At 65.4% G+C, this 19,151-nt stretch carries 20 protein-coding genes; 9 read left to right on the forward strand and 11 right to left on the reverse strand.

Annotated elements, in window-relative coordinates:
• Positions 1 to 191: 191 nt before the first annotated feature.
• The 5 genes from ACTFO6_RS11000 (at position 192) to ACTFO6_RS11020 (ending at position 4,974) form a co-directional block, all read left to right on the forward strand.
• On the forward strand, positions 192 to 1,364 hold the full coding sequence (locus tag ACTFO6_RS11000) for a TRAP transporter substrate-binding protein (protein ID WP_439934503.1): 1,173 nt from the start codon (positions 192 to 194) through the stop codon (positions 1,362 to 1,364).
• A 92-nt stretch (positions 1,365 to 1,456) separates the two neighbouring features.
• On the forward strand, positions 1,457 to 2,065 hold the full coding sequence (locus ACTFO6_RS11005) for a TRAP transporter small permease subunit (RefSeq protein WP_439934504.1): 609 nt from the start codon (positions 1,457 to 1,459) through the stop codon (positions 2,063 to 2,065).
• Complete coding sequence (locus tag ACTFO6_RS11010; protein WP_439934505.1) at positions 2,062 to 3,411, forward strand: TRAP transporter large permease; 1,350 nt, start codon at positions 2,062 to 2,064, stop codon at positions 3,409 to 3,411. The genes ACTFO6_RS11005 and ACTFO6_RS11010 overlap by 4 nt, the downstream gene beginning before the upstream one ends.
• 19 nt (positions 3,412 to 3,430) lie before the next feature.
• Complete coding sequence (locus ACTFO6_RS11015; RefSeq protein WP_439934506.1) at positions 3,431 to 4,786, forward strand: amidase; 1,356 nt, start codon at positions 3,431 to 3,433, stop codon at positions 4,784 to 4,786.
• A gap of 20 nt (positions 4,787 to 4,806) precedes the next feature.
• Entirely contained in the window at positions 4,807 to 4,974 is a 168-nt protein-coding gene (locus ACTFO6_RS11020; RefSeq protein ID WP_439934507.1) for a hypothetical protein, read from the forward strand.
• 33 nt (positions 4,975 to 5,007) lie between these two features.
• Here ACTFO6_RS11020 and ACTFO6_RS11025 read toward each other — a convergent pair whose 3' ends face one another.
• From ACTFO6_RS11025 to panB, 10 genes are all read right to left on the reverse strand, one after another.
• Positions 5,008 to 5,850, reverse strand: a complete 843-nt coding sequence (locus ACTFO6_RS11025; RefSeq protein ID WP_439934508.1) for an isocitrate lyase/PEP mutase family protein — start codon at positions 5,848 to 5,850, stop codon at positions 5,008 to 5,010.
• A gap of 13 nt (positions 5,851 to 5,863) precedes the next feature.
• Positions 5,864 to 6,175, reverse strand: a complete 312-nt coding sequence (locus tag ACTFO6_RS11030; RefSeq protein WP_439934509.1) for a DUF6455 family protein — start codon at positions 6,173 to 6,175, stop codon at positions 5,864 to 5,866.
• 94 nt (positions 6,176 to 6,269) lie between these two features.
• On the reverse strand, positions 6,270 to 7,622 hold the full coding sequence (locus ACTFO6_RS11035) for an FAD-dependent oxidoreductase (RefSeq protein ID WP_439934510.1): 1,353 nt from the start codon (positions 7,620 to 7,622) through the stop codon (positions 6,270 to 6,272).
• A 13-nt stretch (positions 7,623 to 7,635) separates the two neighbouring features.
• Positions 7,636 to 8,541 carry a phytanoyl-CoA dioxygenase family protein gene (locus tag ACTFO6_RS11040; RefSeq protein WP_439934511.1) on the reverse strand — a complete coding sequence of 302 codons (906 nt, stop codon included), beginning with the start codon at positions 8,539 to 8,541 and terminating at the stop codon, positions 7,636 to 7,638.
• Positions 8,542 to 8,565: 24 nt separating this feature from the next.
• Entirely contained in the window at positions 8,566 to 9,885 is a 1,320-nt protein-coding gene (locus tag ACTFO6_RS11045) for a TRAP transporter large permease (protein ID WP_439934591.1), read from the reverse strand.
• Positions 9,885 to 10,352 carry a TRAP transporter small permease subunit gene (locus ACTFO6_RS11050; RefSeq protein ID WP_439934512.1) on the reverse strand — a complete coding sequence of 156 codons (468 nt, stop codon included), beginning with the start codon at positions 10,350 to 10,352 and terminating at the stop codon, positions 9,885 to 9,887. The genes ACTFO6_RS11045 and ACTFO6_RS11050 overlap by 1 nt, the downstream gene beginning before the upstream one ends.
• 161 nt (positions 10,353 to 10,513) lie before the next feature.
• Entirely contained in the window at positions 10,514 to 11,596 is a 1,083-nt protein-coding gene (gene dctP / locus ACTFO6_RS11055; RefSeq protein ID WP_439934513.1) for a TRAP transporter substrate-binding protein DctP, read from the reverse strand.
• Between the two features lie 34 nt (positions 11,597 to 11,630).
• Positions 11,631 to 12,470, reverse strand: coding sequence for a sterol desaturase family protein (locus ACTFO6_RS11060; RefSeq protein ID WP_439934514.1), 840 nt, complete (start codon positions 12,468 to 12,470; stop codon positions 11,631 to 11,633).
• 163 nt (positions 12,471 to 12,633) lie between these two features.
• Positions 12,634 to 13,422, reverse strand: coding sequence for a GntR family transcriptional regulator (locus ACTFO6_RS11065; RefSeq protein ID WP_439934515.1), 789 nt, complete (start codon positions 13,420 to 13,422; stop codon positions 12,634 to 12,636).
• A gap of 110 nt (positions 13,423 to 13,532) precedes the next feature.
• Positions 13,533 to 14,399, reverse strand: a complete 867-nt coding sequence (gene panB / locus ACTFO6_RS11070) for a 3-methyl-2-oxobutanoate hydroxymethyltransferase (RefSeq protein ID WP_439934516.1) — start codon at positions 14,397 to 14,399, stop codon at positions 13,533 to 13,535.
• Between the two features lie 262 nt (positions 14,400 to 14,661).
• Here panB and ACTFO6_RS11075 point away from each other — a divergent pair, with 262 nt between their 5' ends.
• The 4 genes from ACTFO6_RS11075 (at position 14,662) to ACTFO6_RS11090 (ending at position 18,388) form a co-directional block, all read left to right on the forward strand.
• Positions 14,662 to 15,642 carry a 2-hydroxyacid dehydrogenase gene (locus ACTFO6_RS11075; RefSeq protein ID WP_439934517.1) on the forward strand — a complete coding sequence of 327 codons (981 nt, stop codon included), beginning with the start codon at positions 14,662 to 14,664 and terminating at the stop codon, positions 15,640 to 15,642.
• Between the two features lie 93 nt (positions 15,643 to 15,735).
• Positions 15,736 to 16,701, forward strand: coding sequence for an AEC family transporter (locus ACTFO6_RS11080; RefSeq protein WP_439934518.1), 966 nt, complete (start codon positions 15,736 to 15,738; stop codon positions 16,699 to 16,701).
• Positions 16,702 to 16,994: 293 nt separating this feature from the next.
• Positions 16,995 to 17,966, forward strand: a complete 972-nt coding sequence (locus tag ACTFO6_RS11085; protein ID WP_439934519.1) for a TerC family protein — start codon at positions 16,995 to 16,997, stop codon at positions 17,964 to 17,966.
• Positions 17,967 to 18,058: 92 nt separating this feature from the next.
• Positions 18,059 to 18,388, forward strand: a complete 330-nt coding sequence (locus tag ACTFO6_RS11090; protein WP_439934520.1) for a hypothetical protein — start codon at positions 18,059 to 18,061, stop codon at positions 18,386 to 18,388.
• Here ACTFO6_RS11090 and ACTFO6_RS11095 read toward each other — a convergent pair.
• Positions 18,289 to 19,059, reverse strand: a complete 771-nt coding sequence (locus ACTFO6_RS11095) for an SIR2 family NAD-dependent protein deacylase (protein ID WP_439934521.1) — start codon at positions 19,057 to 19,059, stop codon at positions 18,289 to 18,291. The two genes, ACTFO6_RS11090 and ACTFO6_RS11095, sit on opposite strands and share 100 nt — an antisense overlap.
• Positions 19,060 to 19,151: the final 92 nt, after the last annotated feature.

Here is a 19,151-nt window from a genome sequence, read left to right on the forward strand (position 1 = left end):
ATCTTTCGAAGGTATGATAGCGGTTACGTTGCGAGCGCCAGACCGGGTGGTCTAGCCGGGCGTGAAAACGAACGCTGCGACAGAACGGCAGGCACGGTGCGGTTCTTGTACGCCGCAGGCGCCGGTCTCTTCGGCTTGCAGCGCGGTTTGAGCTATACCGTCACTGCCTTAACAACAAATTGGAGGAAGCGATGAGTGAGGTAATCCGCAAATCCGGGATCGAACAACAACCGAGTTCCGCCAAGGAGGAGAAGGTCAAGACTTCCCGCCGCAAGTTCCTGAAAGGCGCCGCCGCGGCGTCCGCCGGCGCTGCCATCACCGGCTTTCCTATGTTCTCGGTCGCCCAGTCCCCTGTCGTCTTGAAGATGCAGGGCGCGTGGGGCGCCAAGGACGTCTTCAACGAGATGGCCGAGGAGTATGTCCAGAGGGTGAACGAGATGGCCGGGGGCCGGTTGCGTATCGATTATCTGGTGGCCGGCTCGGTGGTGAAGCCCTTCGAGGTCATGGACGCGGTGAGCAAGGGGGTGCTGGATGCCGGCCACCACGTTCCGGTGTACTGGTACGGCAAGAGCAAGGTGGCCTCCCTCTTCGGCTCGGGCCCGATTAACGGCTGCGACGCGGCCCAGACCCTCGCCTGGATCCACAAGGAGGGCTACCCCCTGTACCAGGAGCTGCTCAAGAAGCTGAACCTGGACGTGGTGGGCTTCTTCGCCATGCCCATGCCGACCCAGCCCTTGGGCTGGTTCAAGAAGCCGATCAAGTCGGCCGAGGAGTTGAAGGGCCTCAAATACCGCACCGTGGGGCTGGCGGCGGACCTGATGCAGGAACTGGGCGTAAAAGTCACACAGCTCCCGGGCGGCGAGATCGTGCCGGCCATGGAGCGGGGCGTGATCGAAGCATTCGAGTTCAACAACCCCACCTCCGACCTGCGCTTCGGCGCCCAGGACGTGGCGAAGAACTACATGATGGGCAGCTACCACCAGGCCATGGAGTTCTTCGAGATCGTCTTCAACCGCAAGAGGTACGAGGCTTTGCCGAAGGACTTGCAGGCGATCCTCAAGTACGCTGCAGAAGCCGCCAGCACCTCCAACTTCGCCCTGGCCATGGACCAGTACTCCAAGGACCTGCAGGAGCTGATCCAGAAGCACCGGGTCAACGTCATCCGCACGCCCCAGTCGATCTTCGAGGCCCAGCTCAAGGCCTGGGACGTCGTCACCAAGCGGCTGTCGGACGAAGACCCCATGTTCAAGAAGGTGGTAGATTCCCAGCGTGCCTGGGCCAAGCGGGTCGGCTACTACTGGTTCTTCAACAACGCCGACTACAAACTGGGCTACGAGCACATCTTCGGCAAGCTGCCGTTCTGAGCAAAGCGGCGGAGTCGAAGGTTTCGTGAGGGTAGACGGGGCGGCGCTCGGGCGCCGCCCCATTTCGTATCCGGTCTCTCCCGGGTGAACCCATGGTCCAACGTCTGCTGCACGCCATCGATCAGTTGAGCCGGTCGGTGGGCCACGCCTTCGCGTGGTGCATCCTGATCCTCACTTTGGGCACGACTTACGAAGTGTTTGTGCGATACGTGCTCCGAGACCCCACCAGCTGGGCCTTCGACTTCAGCTACATCCTGTACGGGGGGCTATTCATCATGTCGGGCGCGTACGCTCTGTCGCGCAACGCCCACGTGCGGGCCGACATGTTCTACCGGCTGTGGCCGATCCGGGTGCAGGCCACCGTGGAGCTGGTGCTGTATTTTATCTTCTTCTTTCCGGGGGTGCTGGCGCTGGTCATCGCCGGCGGCGGTTACGCCCTGGAATCGATCCGCATCCGCGAGGTGAGCGTGAATAGCCCGGTGGGTGTTCCCATCTACCAGTTGAAGGCCCTCATCCCGGTGGCGGGCGCTCTCCTCGCCCTTCAAGGAGTGGCGGAAGTGATCCGCTGCATCATCGCCTTCCGTACCGGGCGCTGGCCCCAGCGGCTGCACGACGTGGAGGAGATGGAAACGGCGATCCTCGCCCAGCAGCAGGAGAGGGCGCGGGCGCAGGCCCAGGCGCACCAGGGAGCGAGCCGATGACCAACCCGGAAATCGCCCTCCTCATGCTGGGGGCGTTCATCTTCATCATCATGCTGGGTTTTCCCATCGCCTTCACCCTCATGGCGATGGGCGTGGGCTTCGGCTATTACGCCTACTACGTGCCGGACCAGGCCTTTTTCGACAACCGGGTGTTCTACCTGCTTTCCCAGAACACCTTCAGCATCATGAACAACGACGTGCTGGTGGCGGTGCCCCTGTTCCTGTTCATGGGTTATCTGATTGAGCGCTCCAATATCCTCGACCGCTTGTTCTACAGCCTGCAGGTGAGCCTGCGCTGGATGCCGGCGCCCATGGCGGTGGCGGCGCTGGTGACCTGCGCCCTGTTCGCCACCGCCACCGGCATCGTGGGCGCGGTGGTGACCTTGATGGGGCTGCTGGCCTTTCCCGCCATGATCAAGGCGGGCTACGACCAGAAGCTCTCGGCCGGGGTGATCTGCGCTGGCGGCACGCTGGGGATTCTGATCCCGCCCTCCATCATGCTGATAGTCTACGGCGCCACCTCGGCGGTGTCGGTGGTCAAGCTCTACGCCGCGGCGCTGTTCCCGGGATTCCTGCTGGCGGGCCTGTACGTGATCTACGTGCTGATTCGGGCCGTCCTCAACCCGAGGCTGGCGCCCAAGCTGCCCAAGGAGGAGACCCAGGTTCCTTTCCTCAAGATCGTGTGGCTGCTGCTCACGGCGTTCTTCCCCCTGGCGATCCTGATCCTCGCCGTGCTCGGTTCCATCCTGTTCGGCCTCGCCACACCCAACGAGGCGGCGGCGGTGGGCGCCTTCGGCGCCATCGTGTTGGCCGCCGGCTACCGGGCCCTCACCTGGGAGCGGCTGAAGGAGGCGGTGTTCCTCACCGCCCGCACCTCCGCCATGGTGTGCTGGCTGTTCGTCGGCTCCTGGACCTTCTCGTCGGTGTTCTCCTACCTGGGGGGCGAGGGATTGATCAAGGAGTTCGTGCTGGGCCTGGATCTCAACCCCGTGACCTTCCTGATCCTGTCCCAGTTCATCATCTTCCTGCTGGGCTGGCCCCTGGAATGGAGCGAGATCATCATCATCTTCGTGCCCATCTTCCTGCCCCTGCTGCCCCACTTCAACATCGACCCCATGTTCTTCGGCATCCTGGTGGCCCTGAACCTGCAGACTTCTTTCCTCACGCCGCCCATGGCCATGTCCGCCTACTATCTGAAGGGCGTCGCCCCGCCCCACGTCCAGCTCACCACGATTTTCCGGGGCTGCATGCCGTTTCTGGGCATGGTGTTCATCGCCATGATCATAGTCTACGTTTTCCCGGGTCTGGTGGCCTGGCTGCCGGACCGGCTCTATGGCGTCCGGTAACGGGAGGGGAACGACACCCATGGGCGGAATCGATCCAGGAACCGGGCTCCACCGGCTCGGCGTCTTCCAGGCGGCCGAGGCCCTCCGGGAAGGGCGCTTGAGCGCCGAGGAGCTGGTCAGCGCCTGCCTCGCCCGCATCGACGCGGTGGAGCCCCAAGTGCAGGCCTGGGTATACCTGGACCGGGAGTGGGCGCTGGAATCGGCACGGCGCGCCGACGAGGCCCGAAAGCGCGGCGAGCCCTTGGGGCGGCTCCACGGCGTACCCGTGGGTCTCAAGGACATCATCGACTGTCGCGGCATGCCGACCGAAGACGGCACGCCCCTTCATGCTGGGCGGGTAGCCCTGTTCGACGCTGCCCTGGTGCGCGCCCTCAAGGCGGCCGGCGCGGTCATCCTGGGCAAGACCGTGACCACGGAGCTCGCCACCTATACCCCGGGCAAGACGCGCCATCCCCAGGACCCCGGTCGCTCCCCGGGGGGTTCCTCCAGCGGCTCGGCGGCGGCTGTGGCAGCGTTCATGGTGCCGGGGGCGGTGGGCACCCAGACCAACGGCTCGGTGATCCGGCCGGCGGCGTACTGCGGCGTTTACGGCTTCAAGCCGAGCTTCGGCTTGATCCCTCGCAGCGGCGTGCTGCAGCAGTCCCGGCCCCTGGACCAGATCGGCGTCTTCGGCCGCAGCTTGGAGGACGTGGCGCTGCTCGCCGAAGCGCTGGTGGGATACGACGAGGAGGATCCCGATACGGTGCCGAGGCCCGTTCCGCCCCTGGTCAAGCTGTGCGGCGAGGAGCCGCCCCTGCCGCCCAAGATCGCCTTCGTGAAGACGCCCTTCTGGGAACTGGCCGAGGCCGAGACGCGGGAAGCGTTCGCCGAGCTGGTGGAGCACTTGGGGGAGGACGTGGAGGAATTCAAATTGCCCGAGCTGTTCGCCGAGGCGTGGGACTGGCATCGCACCCTCATGGAAGCGGACATCGCCAAGAGCTTCCAGCGGGAGTACGAGCAGGGGCGGGACCAGTTGAGCGAGTCGCTACGGGGACAGATCGAGCGCGGGCGCCGGGTGCTGGCGGTGGACTACAACCTGGCGCTGGAGCGGCGGCGGGCGGTGCGCAAGGGCCTGGACGAGCTCTTCGCCCAGCGCTACAGCGCCATTCTCACACCCGCCACCACCGGCACCGCGCCGCCCCCGGAAACCACGGGGGACCCGGTGTTCTGCACCTTATGGACCTACTGCGGCATGCCGGCGCTGAGCCTTCCCCTGATGCAGGGGGCCGACGGCCTGCCCCTCGGGGTGCAACTGGTGGGTCAGTACGGGGACGACGCCCGGCTGTTGCGCACCGCCCGCTGGCTGGAGCGGCGGGTGAACGAGGCCGGCGAGTGAACCGGGAAGGAGAGGACCGAATGGGAACGAAGCTAGTGACCGGGCTGATCGGGATGATCCTGATGCTGGCCTTCGTCTCGGTGGTGGCGTTCAAGATCCGGGAGCTTCCCCTCGTCATTGTGATCCTGATCGGCGCGGCGCTGATGGTGTGGGAGTTCCTCGAAACCCTCAAGCAGAAGGAAGAGTGACCGGGGCGCACCGGCAGGGATGCGGGCAGGGGATCAACGCCCGCGGCGCTCGAACAGGGCATTCGCTTCCAGATAGGGGATCGCTCCCTGGTGGAGCGCCTGGTACGTGCCCTCGCCGAACAGTTCCTCCGCGATCCGCCGCGCGAGCCCCATGGCCGCCCGCATGGGCCCCGACCCCAGGCTCACCCGCCGCACGCCCGCTTCCGCGAGCGCCGCGATGGGCGGGCAGCCCGGAGAAGCCAGCACGTTGAGGGGACCGGGGATTTCCTTGACCAGGGTGCGGATCGTGTCCGGTTCCACGGCGCCGGGGACGAACAGGCAATCGGCGCCCGCCTCCCGATAGGCGGTGGCCCGGGCGATGGCCAGGGGCAGCCGCTCCCGGGGCTCTCCCAGCTTGTGCCAGAACACGTCGGTGCGGGCGTTGATCACGAACGGCACGCCCGAGGCGTCGGCCGCCCGCCGGGCGGCGCGGATCTTTTCCACCTGGAGCGGTAGATCGAACAGGCGCCCGTCGAAAGCGGCGTCCTCCAGGTTGATGCCTACCGCGCCCGCCTGGATGACGGCTTGTACCGTTTCCGCCACCGCTTCGAGGGTGTCGCCATACCCAGATTCCATGTCGGCGCTCACGGGCACTTCCACGGCGCGGGCGATGCGCGCCACCGCCGCCAACATCTCTTCCCGAGAGACGCGCTCTCCGTCGGGACACCCCAGGCTAAAGGCTACTCCGGCGCTGGAAGTCCCCACTGCCACGCAGCCCGCCGCTTCGAACACCCGGGCGCTCGCCGCGTCCCAGGCGTTGGCCAGGATGAAGAGCCCTTCCCGGTGCAGGGCCTGGAAATGTCGCCCTCGAACGACTTGTCCTGGGTCGGGCGTCATTCTCGCCGCCGGTTCATCCTCGGGCGATGCGGCGGATCTGCCCGGCGTTGGGGCAGAAGGCGTCGAACCCGTCCCGCTGCCCCGCGTCGAGCCAGGCCTGGCATCGGCTGCCGTGGGGGCAGCGGACGCAGGTCCGCACCGCTTGGGAAACCTCCCACAGGGTTCCCGGCCGGCCCAGGGTGCTCAGGGCGACGCCCGAACGCTCCACCACGCGGGCGAAGCGTAGCCGCTCCCGGGGCGCCAGGCGGCGCCGGGCGGCCATGGCTAGCGCTGCTGCGAAGGTCGCTGCCAGGCAAAGGAGTCCGGTCGCGAGCGTGGTGTCCATGGCGTTTCTCCTATCGACATCTGATACATCAGTAATATATCAATCGCCATAGGGGGGGCTTTGATCCAGATCAAGGGTTGGGGGCCCTCGCGTTTCATTCGTTGAGGCGCGCACCGTCCCGATTGAGCCGGGCACGCACGTCCTCACCCAGGAGCTGGCGCGGTTCGCATCCGGTCTCGAGACACAGAGCTGCCGCGTGTCCTGCCGCCTGTCCATAGCTGAAGCACTGGGCGGTGACACGGGCCGAGGCCACCGCCTCGTGCTGGGCTGAAAGGCAGCGGCCGGCAACGAGTAGACCTTCTCCCTGCTGGGGCACTAGACATCCGTAAGGCACTTCGTAGAAGTCGTTGAGCAACCACTCAACCCGAGGTTTGTCGCCGCTATGCAGCTCGATGGGCCAGGGGGAGCGGGCAATGCCGTCACGGAACTTGCGGGCGCTTACTACGTCCTCGTTCGTGAGAAGCATCACGCCCCGGACCTGGCGAGTCTGGCGCACGCCTACCTGAACGCCGGTGTCGTTGACCCAGCTCGCTTCGCAGCCCGCCAGGTGGTCGCGGAAGAAGCGGGCATATTCCCGTACCTGCCGCCGCCCTTCCATCTCCGCCTCGGTGAAATCCGCGTAATACAACGTATTGAGCTCGCGCCCGTCGGCGCCGAGGACCCGGGTACAGTTGCACAATAGCTCTCCGGGACGGGGTGTGGTGAAAAGCCAGATCTTCGCTCTGGGCAGAAAGTAGCTGCGGCTGTGATGGCAGCGGATAAGCGCCGAGACCTGTTCGGGCATGATAGTGTCGGTGCCGTAGATACGCAGGAACTTTTCGGTGTCCACGCCACAGAGGCGGAAGATCATGGTGGGATTCTGTACCCGTCCTTCGTCGCCGACGAAAGAGGGAAATCCAGCCATGGCTACCACATCGGCGTCACCGCTCGCGTCGATGGTGAGGCGGGCGCGCACCATGACCGGTCCTTGCTTGGTGTAGAGGGCGAGGCCCTGGACCCGGTCGCCCTCCAGCAGCACGCCGGTGACAGTGCTGTGGTAGAGCACCTGCACCCCCGCTTCCCGCAGCACATGGTCGGCGGCCTCGCGCCATACCAGGGGGTCATGGACCCGGGTCCAGGTCTTGCCGTAGCGCACCGGCGGCGTCAGCCCGCCCCGCGCTTCCAGCAGTCGCACGAACTCATCTGCGAACCCGAATACCACCTGCTTCGGTGTTTTGCCCGGATCGCCGCTCGCCTCGTACAGCCCGCACACGGTGCCGGACATGCCAGCCACCGCGCCGCCGCCGCAGAAGCCATAACGCTCCACCAGGGTTACCCGTAAACCCTGGCGCGCCGTGGTGACCGCTGCAGCGACCCCTGCCGCCCCGCCGCCGGCGACGGCGACGTCGGTATCGATGCGGTATGCCGGACGCCGGTCCGCGGGGGCACCCAAGGCAGGATGGCTCACCTCTTCCTCCAGGCTACATCTGCGCCCGCTTTTGCGCCTCTGTCTGCTGCAGGGCGAAGATAGAGGTATAGCCGCCGGACCAGTCGGGGGGTACTAGGCAGGGGCGCGGGTCGTGGTGGGCCCACAAGGCCCGCTTGCCGCGGATGATGGCTTGGTCGTACTTGGAGCGGATCGGGTTCGCCGTGTAGGGGAACGCGTCGGCCGAGCTGTAGGTAAAGAGGAGCAGCGGCCGGCCCAGATCGGACAGATTCTTGGCTGAATAGTGGAGCGTGCGGCAGTTATGAATGGTGATTGAGCCGGCCGGTCCCGGCAGGAACACGGCTCGGGTGAGATCCAGCTTCGCGAGATCTTCCTCCGACAGACACCCGGTCCATTCTCCCCGCTTGTCGTATTGAGAAAAAAGGGGTTCGATCTTGTGGCTGCCCGGCAGCACCCCCAAGGGTGCTTGATCCATGCCGCAATCGTAAAGATAGGTGCCGACGGTCAAAGGCGAATAATTGGTGTGGGGCCAGAAGGAGATGTCGTAGTGCCACTTCACTTCTTCGCCCCCTTTGGCCCATTTGAAATTGAGCTTGGAGTGGTGGAACTTGACGTCGGGTCCCACCAGGTCGGCCACAATGTCCCCCAGCAAGGACTGGGAACAGTACTCCCAGAACACCGGATGCTGCTCCACCGGGTTCGACACCCGGCGCAGGCGCGGCGCCTCCGGCCGGTGGTCCGGCTCCAGGTCGTAGATGGAGTCCGACTTGGTGATGGAGCGGCTGCGCTCCACCAGCGCCTGGGTGGCAGCGCGCAGCCGCTCGAGCCAATCGTCCGGGATGATTCTTTCCAGCAACAGATAGCCGTGCTCGAAATAGAACTCCCGCTGCTCCTGGGTCAGCACGCGGGGAGGATGGGACAGGACTTGTTCCGGGGTCATGGCAGGATCTCCTTTATGCCGGCGCTAGCGGAAGCCGAGAACCTTCTCGGGCAGCCAGAGCACCGTCTGGGGAAAAGCGATCACGATAGCGAGGGTTGCGATTTGCAGCAGGATGAACGGGATAACGCCCTTATAGGCGTCCATCAGCGTAATGGAGGGGGGCGCGATCCCGCGCAGATAGAAAATGGCGGGCGCCAGCGGCGGCGTGAGGTAACTCGTCTGGATGATGATTAGGAACAGAATGCAGAACCACACCGGGTTGAACCCGGCGGCGTTCACCAGCGGCATGAAAATGGGGATAAAGATGAGCAGAATCGAAATCCAGTCGAGGACGAAGCCCGCCAGAAAACAGAGGGTGAGCAGCAACGCCAACAGCGCCCAGGGCCCGAGGTCGAGATGGGTCACCAACTGGTTGGTCAGGTTGATCCCGCCGGCGGCGAAGAAGACCCCGGTGAAGATGGTGCCGCCCAGCAGGATCGCCATGATCATGGAGGTGATGCGCAGGGTCTTGAGCACCGCGTCCTTGAGGGTGGGGAAACTAAACCTGCGGTAAAAAATGGTGAGCAGCACGGCGCCGAAGGCGCCAAGGGCCGCTGCCTCGGTGGGGGCCGCCCAGCCGAGCATGATGGAACCCAGCACGGCGAAGATCATGATGAGGGGCGGCACTAGGGCTCGCAGGGTGATCTTCAGTTTCTGCCCCAGATCGGGGTCGTCCGGCCCCGAGGGGATGCGCGGGCCGAAGTCCGGCCGCACCAGGCACACCAGGAAGATGAACAGCAGGTACAGCCCGGCCATGATGAGGCCGGGGAAGATCATGCCCATCAGCAGATCGCCCACCGACACGTTGGCCACCGGCCCCAGCACCACCACCACCACTGAAGGAGGGATGATGGTGCCCAGCGACCCGCCGGCGCAGATGGTGCCGCAGATCAGGGGCTTGTTGTAGGAGTATTTCAACATCGCCGGGATGGCGAGCAGGCCCACCACGGTTTCGGTGGCACCGATCACGCCGGTGGAGGCGGCGAAGATCACGCACATGGTGACCGTGCCCAGAGCCAGGCCGCCAGGCAGGCGCCGGGTCCACAGGTGCACCGCTTCGAACAACTGCTCGGCGATCCCGGAGCGCTCTAGCATGGTGCCCATGAACACGAATAGGGGCACCGCGGCCAGGACGAAGTTGGAGGCGATGTCCTCCACCTTTTCCATGAACTGGAAGATCACCGCGTCGTGGAACACCAGGTAGCCGAAGATCAACGCCGTGCCCATGAGGGCAAAGGCCACCTGCGCTCCCAGGAAGATGAGCACGAACATCGCCGCCAGCATGGCGAGGGGCAAGTACTCCATCACGCCTGCTCCTCCGGGAGTTTTTTGCCCGCGAGGACCATGAGGGCGCGGATGAGCTGGGCGATCGCCTGCAGCGACAGCAGGGCGAAGGCGGCGAAGAACACGGCCCGGTACGGCCAGATGGGAGGGTTGAATGCCGACATCCCCGAGCGCTCCTGGGTCTCGTAGGCTTTCAGCGCCTTCTCCCACAGGCTTGCGGAGAGCCACAGACACAGGGGCAACACCAGCACCACGTAGGTGAACGCGTCGATCAGCGCCCGGGCGCGCCGAGAGACGTGGCTATAGAACAGGTCCACCCGCACGTGCTCGTTCTCCCGCAAAGTGTAGGCCATGCCGATGAGGAAATGGGTGCCCATCACCATGTAGCCGATCTCGAACGCCCAGAGGGTGGGCTCGTTGAGCACGTATCGGGAGAAGACTTCGTAGCAACTCGCGGCGATGAGGGGAATTACGAGCCAGGCGGCCACGGCGCCGCTCGAGCCGCTCACGCGGTCAAGGAATCTGAGCAGGGGGATCATGGCGGTCGAGGGTTGGCAAAACGCGCACTCCGGCGGTCCGGCACCGGCCGCGGACGGTCTCGGCACCCGGCCAGCGAAAGCGCCGCGCGCCCTCGCCGGCTGGGTAATAGTTACGCCTGCTTCACCTTGACGTTACGGTATCGAGGCGCGTCCTTCCACAGCGCTTCGAACTCGCGCTGGCTTTTGTAGACTTTCTCGAACCAGGGATTGCCGGCTTTGGTTTTGTCCGCCCAAGCGAAGCCCCGCTCCCGGGCGGCGTACTGCACCTCCTCGTCCAGCTCGACGATCTCGTTGCCAGCTTTACGGTAGAACTCGAGCGCTTTGGCGTCTTCGTGACCGATGCGGGTAAAGGTCTCGAAAGTGACCAGCTTGGCGGTGAGCTCGATCAGCTTCTGGTCGCCGGCCGAGAGCTTGCCCCACACGTCCTTGTTGATACAGAGCTCGAAGGGGGCCGTGGGCTGGTGCACGCCCGGGATGATCAGGTACTTGGCCACCTTGTAGAAGCCTGGGGTGATGTTCTCCCAGAGGGTACCCCACTCGGTGGCATCGATCACTCCCCGCTCCAGTGCCGGGTAGATCTCGCCTCCAGGTGTGGTCACCGGGGAGGCGCCCAGCTCCTTGGCCATCTCGATCCAGGCGCCGGCGGTGCGCAGCTTCAGGCCCTTCAGGTCCGCCAGGGTCCTGACCGGCTTGCGCGAATGGAGGAAGACCTCGGCGGTACGAATGAAGAGCGGCATCGAGACGATGCCGAATTTCTCTTCCCGGAACTGGCGTTGCATCTCGGCGCCGCCGGCCTCGTACAGCCAATGCAGCATGTACTCGGAGTTGAAGCTGCCGGCATAGCCGCCGAAGAGCACGGTGGTCGGATCCGCACCCCAGTCGTAGCCCATCCAGGTGTGGCCCATCTCGGCGATGCCGTTCTTGACCGTCTCCGAGACCTTGAGCGCGTTGCCCAAAGCGCCGCCCGGAAACACTTGCACCCTCATTCGTCCTCCGGACAGAAACTCGAGCCGCTCCGCAAAGGCCTTGGCCCCGATGTCCATCAATGGCCCGCCGGCCCACCCGGTAGCCATCTTCCAGTTGTAGCTGGGCCCCTTCTGCTGGGCTGCTGCCTCGCGCGCAAGCGACGCGGTGGCGGCCAGGACGCCCGCCGCGCCGAGACCTCTCAAAGTATTTCTGCGACTCTGTCGCATGTGCCCCTCCTCCTATGGCAAGTGGTCGAACGAATCAGGCGGGCTGCCGGGCGGACACGGCTTCCGCTCGTGCTTCCCGCGGGGACTCTTCCTGGTTGACCCAGCGATCCATCTTGGTCTTCACCTCGGGCTTGACGTACTTCATGCTATAGCCGTTGAAGAGGTGGCCCAGCAGGCCTCGGTCGAGATCGCTGGTCCCCATCAGCCAGTCGGCGATGGGGAAAGTAAGGTTCATGTTGATGTCCATCATGATGCCCTTGTTGTGATGCACCGTATGGTGGCGCCGGATAGTGTTGATGAAGGGCATGTGGCGCACGAACCAGTTGTCGTGCACGTGGCAGCAGTAGTGGAACGTTTCGTAGATCAGGTACTGGCCGATGATGGTGATCATCAGGATGTAGCCGGCGTTGGGGTTGATCAGCCACCCGAGCAAGAAGGCGAACGGCGTGCCGAGCGCCATGAAGGTGAAGAGCGCCCGCCAGGGAAAGAAGATGATGCGCCACTCGCGGGTGGAGTCCACCGTCATCTCGTTGTCGGTGAAGTACTGGTGATGCTCCCGGGTGTGGCGCTGGTAGATGGCGCGCAGGGCGAATACGTCCACCAGGCGGTGCATCACGTTCTTGTGAATCCACCACTCGAACAGGTTAGAAAACAAAAAAATGGGGATCACCAGGAGCCACTCCCAGGTGGCGTTTTCCAGACGGGAGATGCACCACCAAATGGCGGCGGCGCCCACCACGTAGATCACGCCGATGTGGAAAGGCCCGTTATACAGCGGGTGGATCTTGGACTTGTATTGCTCGCGGAACTGGCGTTGGCGCTCGTTCATGGCGTGGCGCTCGACCAGCATGGGCTCGGACGCGATGGATTTCATGGTTGCCTCCTTAGACTCTACCGGATCTTCTACCGGTCCAATATAAGTGATATCGGTAATGTCTATATCGTCTATCACTGATATATGAGTGATATATGAGTATACGGGAACGAGAACGCTTGTCAAGACCCAAAAAGGCGGTGCCATCCCGCCGCGCCGCGAATCAGACGTCGGTGCTGACGGTGGCGCGGGTGAATTCTTCCACGTAGTCGATGAGACGGTCGCAGGCCTCCGCGGCGGCCTTTTCGTCGCCGCTGGCGATGGCGCGCGCTTCGTCGGCGTGCAACTTGGCGGCGCGGGGCATGTCCGCCACCTGCTTGTAGTGGATGTACCAGAAGCGCCGCGACAGAGAGTGCACGAGACCCATGGCGTTGGCGGCGAATTCGTTGCGCGCCGCCACCAGGCACAGCTCGTTGAACTCCCGGTCGACTCGCATGAAGGTGGTGTCGTCGTTGGTGCGCGCGGCCTGCTCGAAGCTGTCCGCGAGCTCATGGAAGCGCTGGCGTTCCTCGGGCGTCGCCCGACGCGCGGCGCTGCGGGCGACGAGCCGCTCCACCTCGCGCCGCAGTTCCAGCAGGCGCAACTGGCTCTTCACGTTGACTTCCGAGACCATGATGCCGCGCCGGGGGAGAATGGTCACCAAACGCTCCCGGGCGAGCCGCTGCAGGGCTTCACGAATGGGAGTGCGGCCGATGCCCAGTTGCCTGCTCAGGACGCTTTCGGAGACCGCGGCGCCGGGGGGGAGCTTCAGGGTGACGATCAGCTCCTCCAGATCCCGGTAAGCCCGGTCGGTCAAGCTCTCGCCGGACTGATCGGCGCGCCGGCGGGGGCGCGAGCGCGGGACCTGGGCGGCACGGCGCGGGACGGCGCTCCGGGCCCCGGTGCCCTTGACGCCGTTACGAGGCAAGGCGCGCCTCCTCGAAGCCCTGGTCAAGCTCGGCCGGCGGCTCATCGGATGCTGTCTGCTCGGGTGCCATCGTCGTTCTTCGTGGTTCGTGGCAAGGCGCGGAAAGTATATCCCAGCGCTCGGCTCCGGGCCTTGAGAGAGAAACGCGGGGCCGGTCAGATCTGCCGCCGGTGCTCGACCATGGCGAGAAAGCGCTCGTACTCCCGCTCGTCGACTCCGTAACTGTGCTCCTCGTCCGGGAAGACGCCGCCCTTGACCTCGTCCACGTAGCGCCGGATGCCCGCCACCGCCACCTCGGTTAGGTTGGCGTAACGTTTAGTGAACTTGGGCTTGAAATCGGTGAATACGCCAAGCAGGTCGTAGCACAGCAGGATCTGGCCGTCGGTGCCGGCGCCCGCGCCGATGCCGATGGTGGGGATCTCCAGTTGCTCCGAGATCACCTTGGCGATCTTCGCCGGCACCGCCTCGAACTCCAGCATGAAGCAGCCCGCGTCCTGGATCGCCAGGGCGTCTTCCAGGATCTTCATGGCCGCTTCCGCCGTGCGCCCCTGGACCTTGAAGCCGCCGAACATGGCGATGGTGTGGGGCGTCAAGCCGATATGGGAAGCGCAGGGGATGCCGGCGTCCACGATGGCCTTGAGGATGTGGGCCTGGGATTTGCCGCCCTGGGGCTTGACCGCGTCGCACATTCCTTCCTGCATGAAGCGGACGGCGTTGGCGAGGGCCCGGTCCACGGTGTTGTAGCTCTGGTACGGCATGCAACCCAGGACGAAGGTGTTGGGGGCGCCTCGCCGCACCGCCGCCGAGTGCATGATCATCATGTCCATGGTGGCCGGGATAGTGCTCGTGTGGCCGTGGGCCACCATGGCCAGGCTGTCGCCCACCACCGCCACGTCCACCCCGGCCATTTCCGCCCAGCGCGCCGAGGTGTAGTCGGGCACCGACATGTAGACCATCTTCTCCCCGGTCTTCTTGGAATCGCGGATCTCGGTGATGGTGCGCTTGGCCCGTTTTTCCTGCATCGGTCTGCCCTCCTTCCTCGTGCACCTGATATATTACTGCCATACCAGTTGCCGGGCAACGCCTCGGAGGCGCCCTGGGGGCAGGGCTAGGCGTCCAGGGAGCGCCGCCTGGGCCTCTGCGCCCGGAGCTTTTCCGGGGAGGGCACCCGCGCTGGCGGGCTTCCGGGGCGGGCGGGACGGTATAATGGCGTCGCGCCGTGCACGGGCGGACTGAGCCCGCGTGCGGGAATGCCCGACTTTTCCGCCCTCAGAACCATCGACCATGAAGCCTAAAGTCCTCGTCACTCGGGAAATCTTCGACGAAGTCCTCGATTTTCTGCGGCAGCACTTCGAGGTGAGCGACAACCAGGGCGACGCCGTGTGGGGTCCCGAGGACCTGGCGCAACGCCTGGCGGACAAGGACGGCGCGATGGTCTCCATCGTGGACCGGATCGACGCCGCGCTTCTCGACAAGGCGCCCAGGCTCAAGGCGGTGGCCAACATCGCCGTAGGCTACAACAACATCGACGTGGCGGAATGCACGCGCCGGGGTATCCTGGTTACCAACACGCCCGGGGTCCTGGATGAAGCCACCGCCGACTTCACCTGGGCCCTCCTCCTCGGGGCGGCCAGGCGCCTAACCGAGGCGGAGGCCTACCTGCGCGACGGCCGGTGGAAGCGCTGGGAGTTGAAGCAACTCCTGGGGGCCGACGTGCACGGGGCCACCCTCGGCATCATCGGCATGGGACGCATCGGCCAGGCGGTGGCCCGGCGCGCCCTCGGATTCGACATGCAGGTGCTCTACTGGAACCGCCACCGGATCGCGCCGGATGTGGAGCGCCGCTGCAGCGCCACCTTCGTATCCAAGGAGGAGCTCCTCGCCCGCTCGGACTTCGTGACCCTGCACTGTCCTTACACGCCCGAGACCCACCACCTGATCGGCGCCGCCGAGTTCAAGAAGATGAAGCGTACTGCCATCCTCATTAACGCCGCCCGAGGCGGGGTGGTGGACGACGCGGCGCTGGCGGAGGCCCTGCGGAACGGCACCATCGCCGCTGCTGGGCTCGACGTGTACGAAAACGAGCCGAATCTCCACCCCGAGTTCCTCCGGCTCAAGAACGTGGTGCTGGCGCCCCACATCGCCAGCGCGACCCGCTCCACCCGTTTCAACATGGCCAAAAAGGCCGCTGAAAACCTGGTGGCGGCCTTGACCCGGGGCGATCCTCCCGATCTGGTCAACCCGGAGGCGAAGGGCAAAAGATAGGCGGCGAAGGCCGGGACGCTGCCCACAGAAGAAGGGCAGGCCCGCGCGCCTGCGCTTCCCGCCAGCTTGCGCCCCACCGGGATTTGAGGACCGATGGACCGCTACTCCCAGCTCGTCGGCCTGATGGTGCAGGTGATGCTGCCCCTGTCCCTGCTGGTGGTGGCAGGGGCGCTCTGGCCCCTTGTCTTCCGCGACGCGCCTCTCGCCCCCCTGCGCAGCCAGCTCAACCGGCTGGTGATGTACGTCTTCTACCCGGCCATCATCTTCTCCGTCTCCGCCACCACGCCCATCACCGGCGACCTGCTGCGGGTGCCCCTGCTGGTGGGCATCGGCTCCCTGGCCTCCGGGGTCGTGCTGTACTGGATCCTCTATCGTTCTCCGATCGGCCGCCCTCTCAACGACACGACCCGGGCGGTGCTGATGGTGGGCGGCATGTTCGGCAACACCTTCAACATCGGGGTGCCGGTGCTGCAGTTCTTCTACGGGCCAGAGGCGCTGCGCTACGCGGTGTTCAACGACATGCTGATGACCATCCCGGTGGTGTGGAGCGTGGGGGTGTGGATCTGCACCCGCCTGGGGTCCCACCGGGGCAATGCCGCCGACCAGCCCTCGGTGTGGCGCGTCGTCGCCACCATGCCCCCCATCTGGGCCTTCGTGCTGGGTATCGGGCTCCAGTCCCTGGGCTGGGTCTACGAGCCCCTGGTCAACGCCACCCGCTTCATCGGCCAGGCCACCATCCCGGTGATCCTTTTCGTGCTCGGGCTCACGGTGCCGTGGCGCGCCCTGATCCCGAAGGGGGAGATCCTGGCGGTGGCCGCGGTCAAGCTTCTGGTGGTGCCGGCGCTGGTGTGGGTGGCCGCCCGCCTTCTGTTCGCCCCCATGGGGGAGCCCGAGTACGCGGCGGTGGTGGAAGGGACCACGCCCACCATGATGACGGCCCTGCTGCTGGCCGACCGCTTCCGCCTAGACCACGAAGCGGCGGCGCTCCTCATCGGCTGGAGCACCGTGGCCTTCTGGCTGACCCTGCCCCTGTGCCTTGCCCTTGGGTTTATCCAGTGACGCGCGCGGACGCCGGAACTTTTTTGCCGACCGCCCGCCAAACTCGGTAGAATTCGCACCGGCGCGCTTAAGCCGCGCCAGCCCCAAAGGGGAGTAGCTCGACGGAGCCCGTCTCAATGGGCTCTCGCGGCGGGATCGTCAATCCGGGCACCGCCCCGGTCCTGCCGGCAACCTGCGGTTGCAAGCGAGACCTTTGCCAGCGCCGGCAAAGGTCTTTTTTATTTTCAGGCCAGGCCGATGGCTGGCGGTTCGGGGACGGGGCACCCCGCCAACGAGCTGCAAAGGAGATAGTCATGCCAGAGACCATCGGTACCCCCTGGATGTGGGCGGCCTTCGCCGTCTTCGTCGTGGCCGCCCTCGCCGCGGACATCCTGCTCCTGGAACGCAAGGGCTCCCGGCGCGTCCCGCTGCGGGAGGCAGCCTGGTGGTCCGCCCTGTGGGTCGCCCTTTCCCTCGCCTTCGCCGGCCTGCTGTGGTGGTACCTGGACCTCCAGCACGGCCGCAGCCTGGCCAATCTCAAGGTGACCGAGTTCCTGACCGGCTATCTGGTGGAGAAGTCGCTGGCGGTGGACAACATCTTCGTGTTCCTGATGCTGTTCAGCTACTTCGCCGTGCCCCTCAAATACCAGCGCCGGGTCCTGATTTACGGGATCGTGGGCGCCATCGTGCTGCGCGCGGCCATGATTCTGGGCGGCGCCTGGCTCATCGCCCGCTTTCACTGGGTGCTGTATCTGTTCGGCGCGTTTCTCCTGGCGACCGGCGTCAAGATGTGGGTGTTCGCCGACGCCAAGCCGGACCTGGAGCGCAACCCGATGCTGCGCTGGCTGCGCGGTCATCTGCGGATCACCCCGGAATTCCACGAAGAGCGGTTTTTCGTGACCCGGAACGGGGTGCGATGGGCCACGCCCCTGTTCGTGGTCATGGTCATGGTGGGCGTGACCGACGTGGTCTTCGCCGTGGACAGCATCCCGGCGATCTTCGCCATCACCCTGGATCCATTCATCGTGCTGACTTCCAACGTGTTCGCCATCCTGGGGCTGAGGGCGATGTACTTTCTGCTGGCGGGGTTCGCCGGGCGCTTCCATCTCCTGAGCTACGGGCTGGCGTTGATCCTGATGTTCATCGGCGTGAAGATGCTGATCGCCGACTTCTACAAGATCCCCGTGTTCGTGTCGCTCGCCGTGGTGGCGGCGATCCTGGCCGCGTCCGTGGTCTTGAGCATGGTGTACAGGCCGGCCGCCGAAGGATCGCAAAAAGCGGGCTGAGAGGACAGGGAGGAGATTGCCGTCACGGTGTTGCTCTTTCTGATTGATGGCATCGCGGTCGCCCCACGGCGCTCGCCTTCGACATCCCGGCGATGATCGCAGTGGCGGTGGCCTGCCTGCCGATCTTTTTCACCGGCCACTTGATCGTCCGCTGGGAAGGGGCCTTGTTCCTGCTCTACTACGCCGCCTACACCGCTCACCTGATCCTCAAGGCCACGGAACACGACGCGCTGCCGGCGTTCGGCAGCGTGATGCTGCTGTTCGTACTGCCGCTGACCGGGATGACGCTGCTCGCGCTGGCGGTGCGCGTATGGCGCGCGGCTCAATCGAGGGCCGCGCCCGCACCCGATCGACCGGCTTCGGACCGAAGGGCGGCGAGCAGGGCCGGGAGCACCACACCCGACGGTCCGCGCAGGGAGTAGGTGGCGCGAGGGGTGAGGGGCGTTTCGGAGGGGTTGATTTCCACCACGACCGCGCCCGCTCCTAGGGCCATTTCCGGCAAGGCGGCCGCGGGGTAGACGAGACTCGAAGTGCCGATGCTGAGAAAGACGTCGCAACGGGCGGCGGCGTCCATGGCCGCCGCGAGCGCCCTCTCGGGCAGCATCTCCCCGAACCAGACCACGTCCGGCCTGAGCCGGCCGCCGCAGGCCGGGCAGCGGGGCGGGATCTCCCCCGTTTCCGCCCAGGCCTCCGCGGGGCGGCCGCAGGCGAAACACTTGCTGCGGGTGATGTCGCCGTGGAGTTCTAGCATCCGGCGGCTGCCCGCGCGCCGGTGCAGCCCATCCACGTTCTGGGTGATGAGGGTGAATTCGGGAAACCGGCGTTCCATCTCGGCGAGGGCGTAGTGACCAGGGTTGGGCTCGACCCCCGCCACCTTCTCTCGGCGCCAGGCGTACCACTCCCACACGAGCCGGGGATTGCGCTGGAAGGCTTCCGGCGTGGCCAGCTCGTGGGGATCGTACTGGGCCCAGAGTCCCGTTTGGGCGTCCCGGAACGTGGGGACGCCCGATTCGGCGGAGACGCCGGCACCGGTGAGGGCCGCAACGCGCCGGGCCCGAGGGAGGACCTGGATGAGGGATGCTGGAATGTCCATGGCTGAAAGCGCCCGGAAAAGGTCATTGTAAAATAAAAAATTTGCTTTCAGCTTCGCTTTCCCATGGTTGTGCCTGCCGCCTTGCGCGGCCG

Source organism: Pelomicrobium sp. G1, from assembly GCF_051905455.1.
Classification (GTDB): Bacteria; Pseudomonadota; Gammaproteobacteria; order Burkholderiales; family UBA6910; genus Pelomicrobium.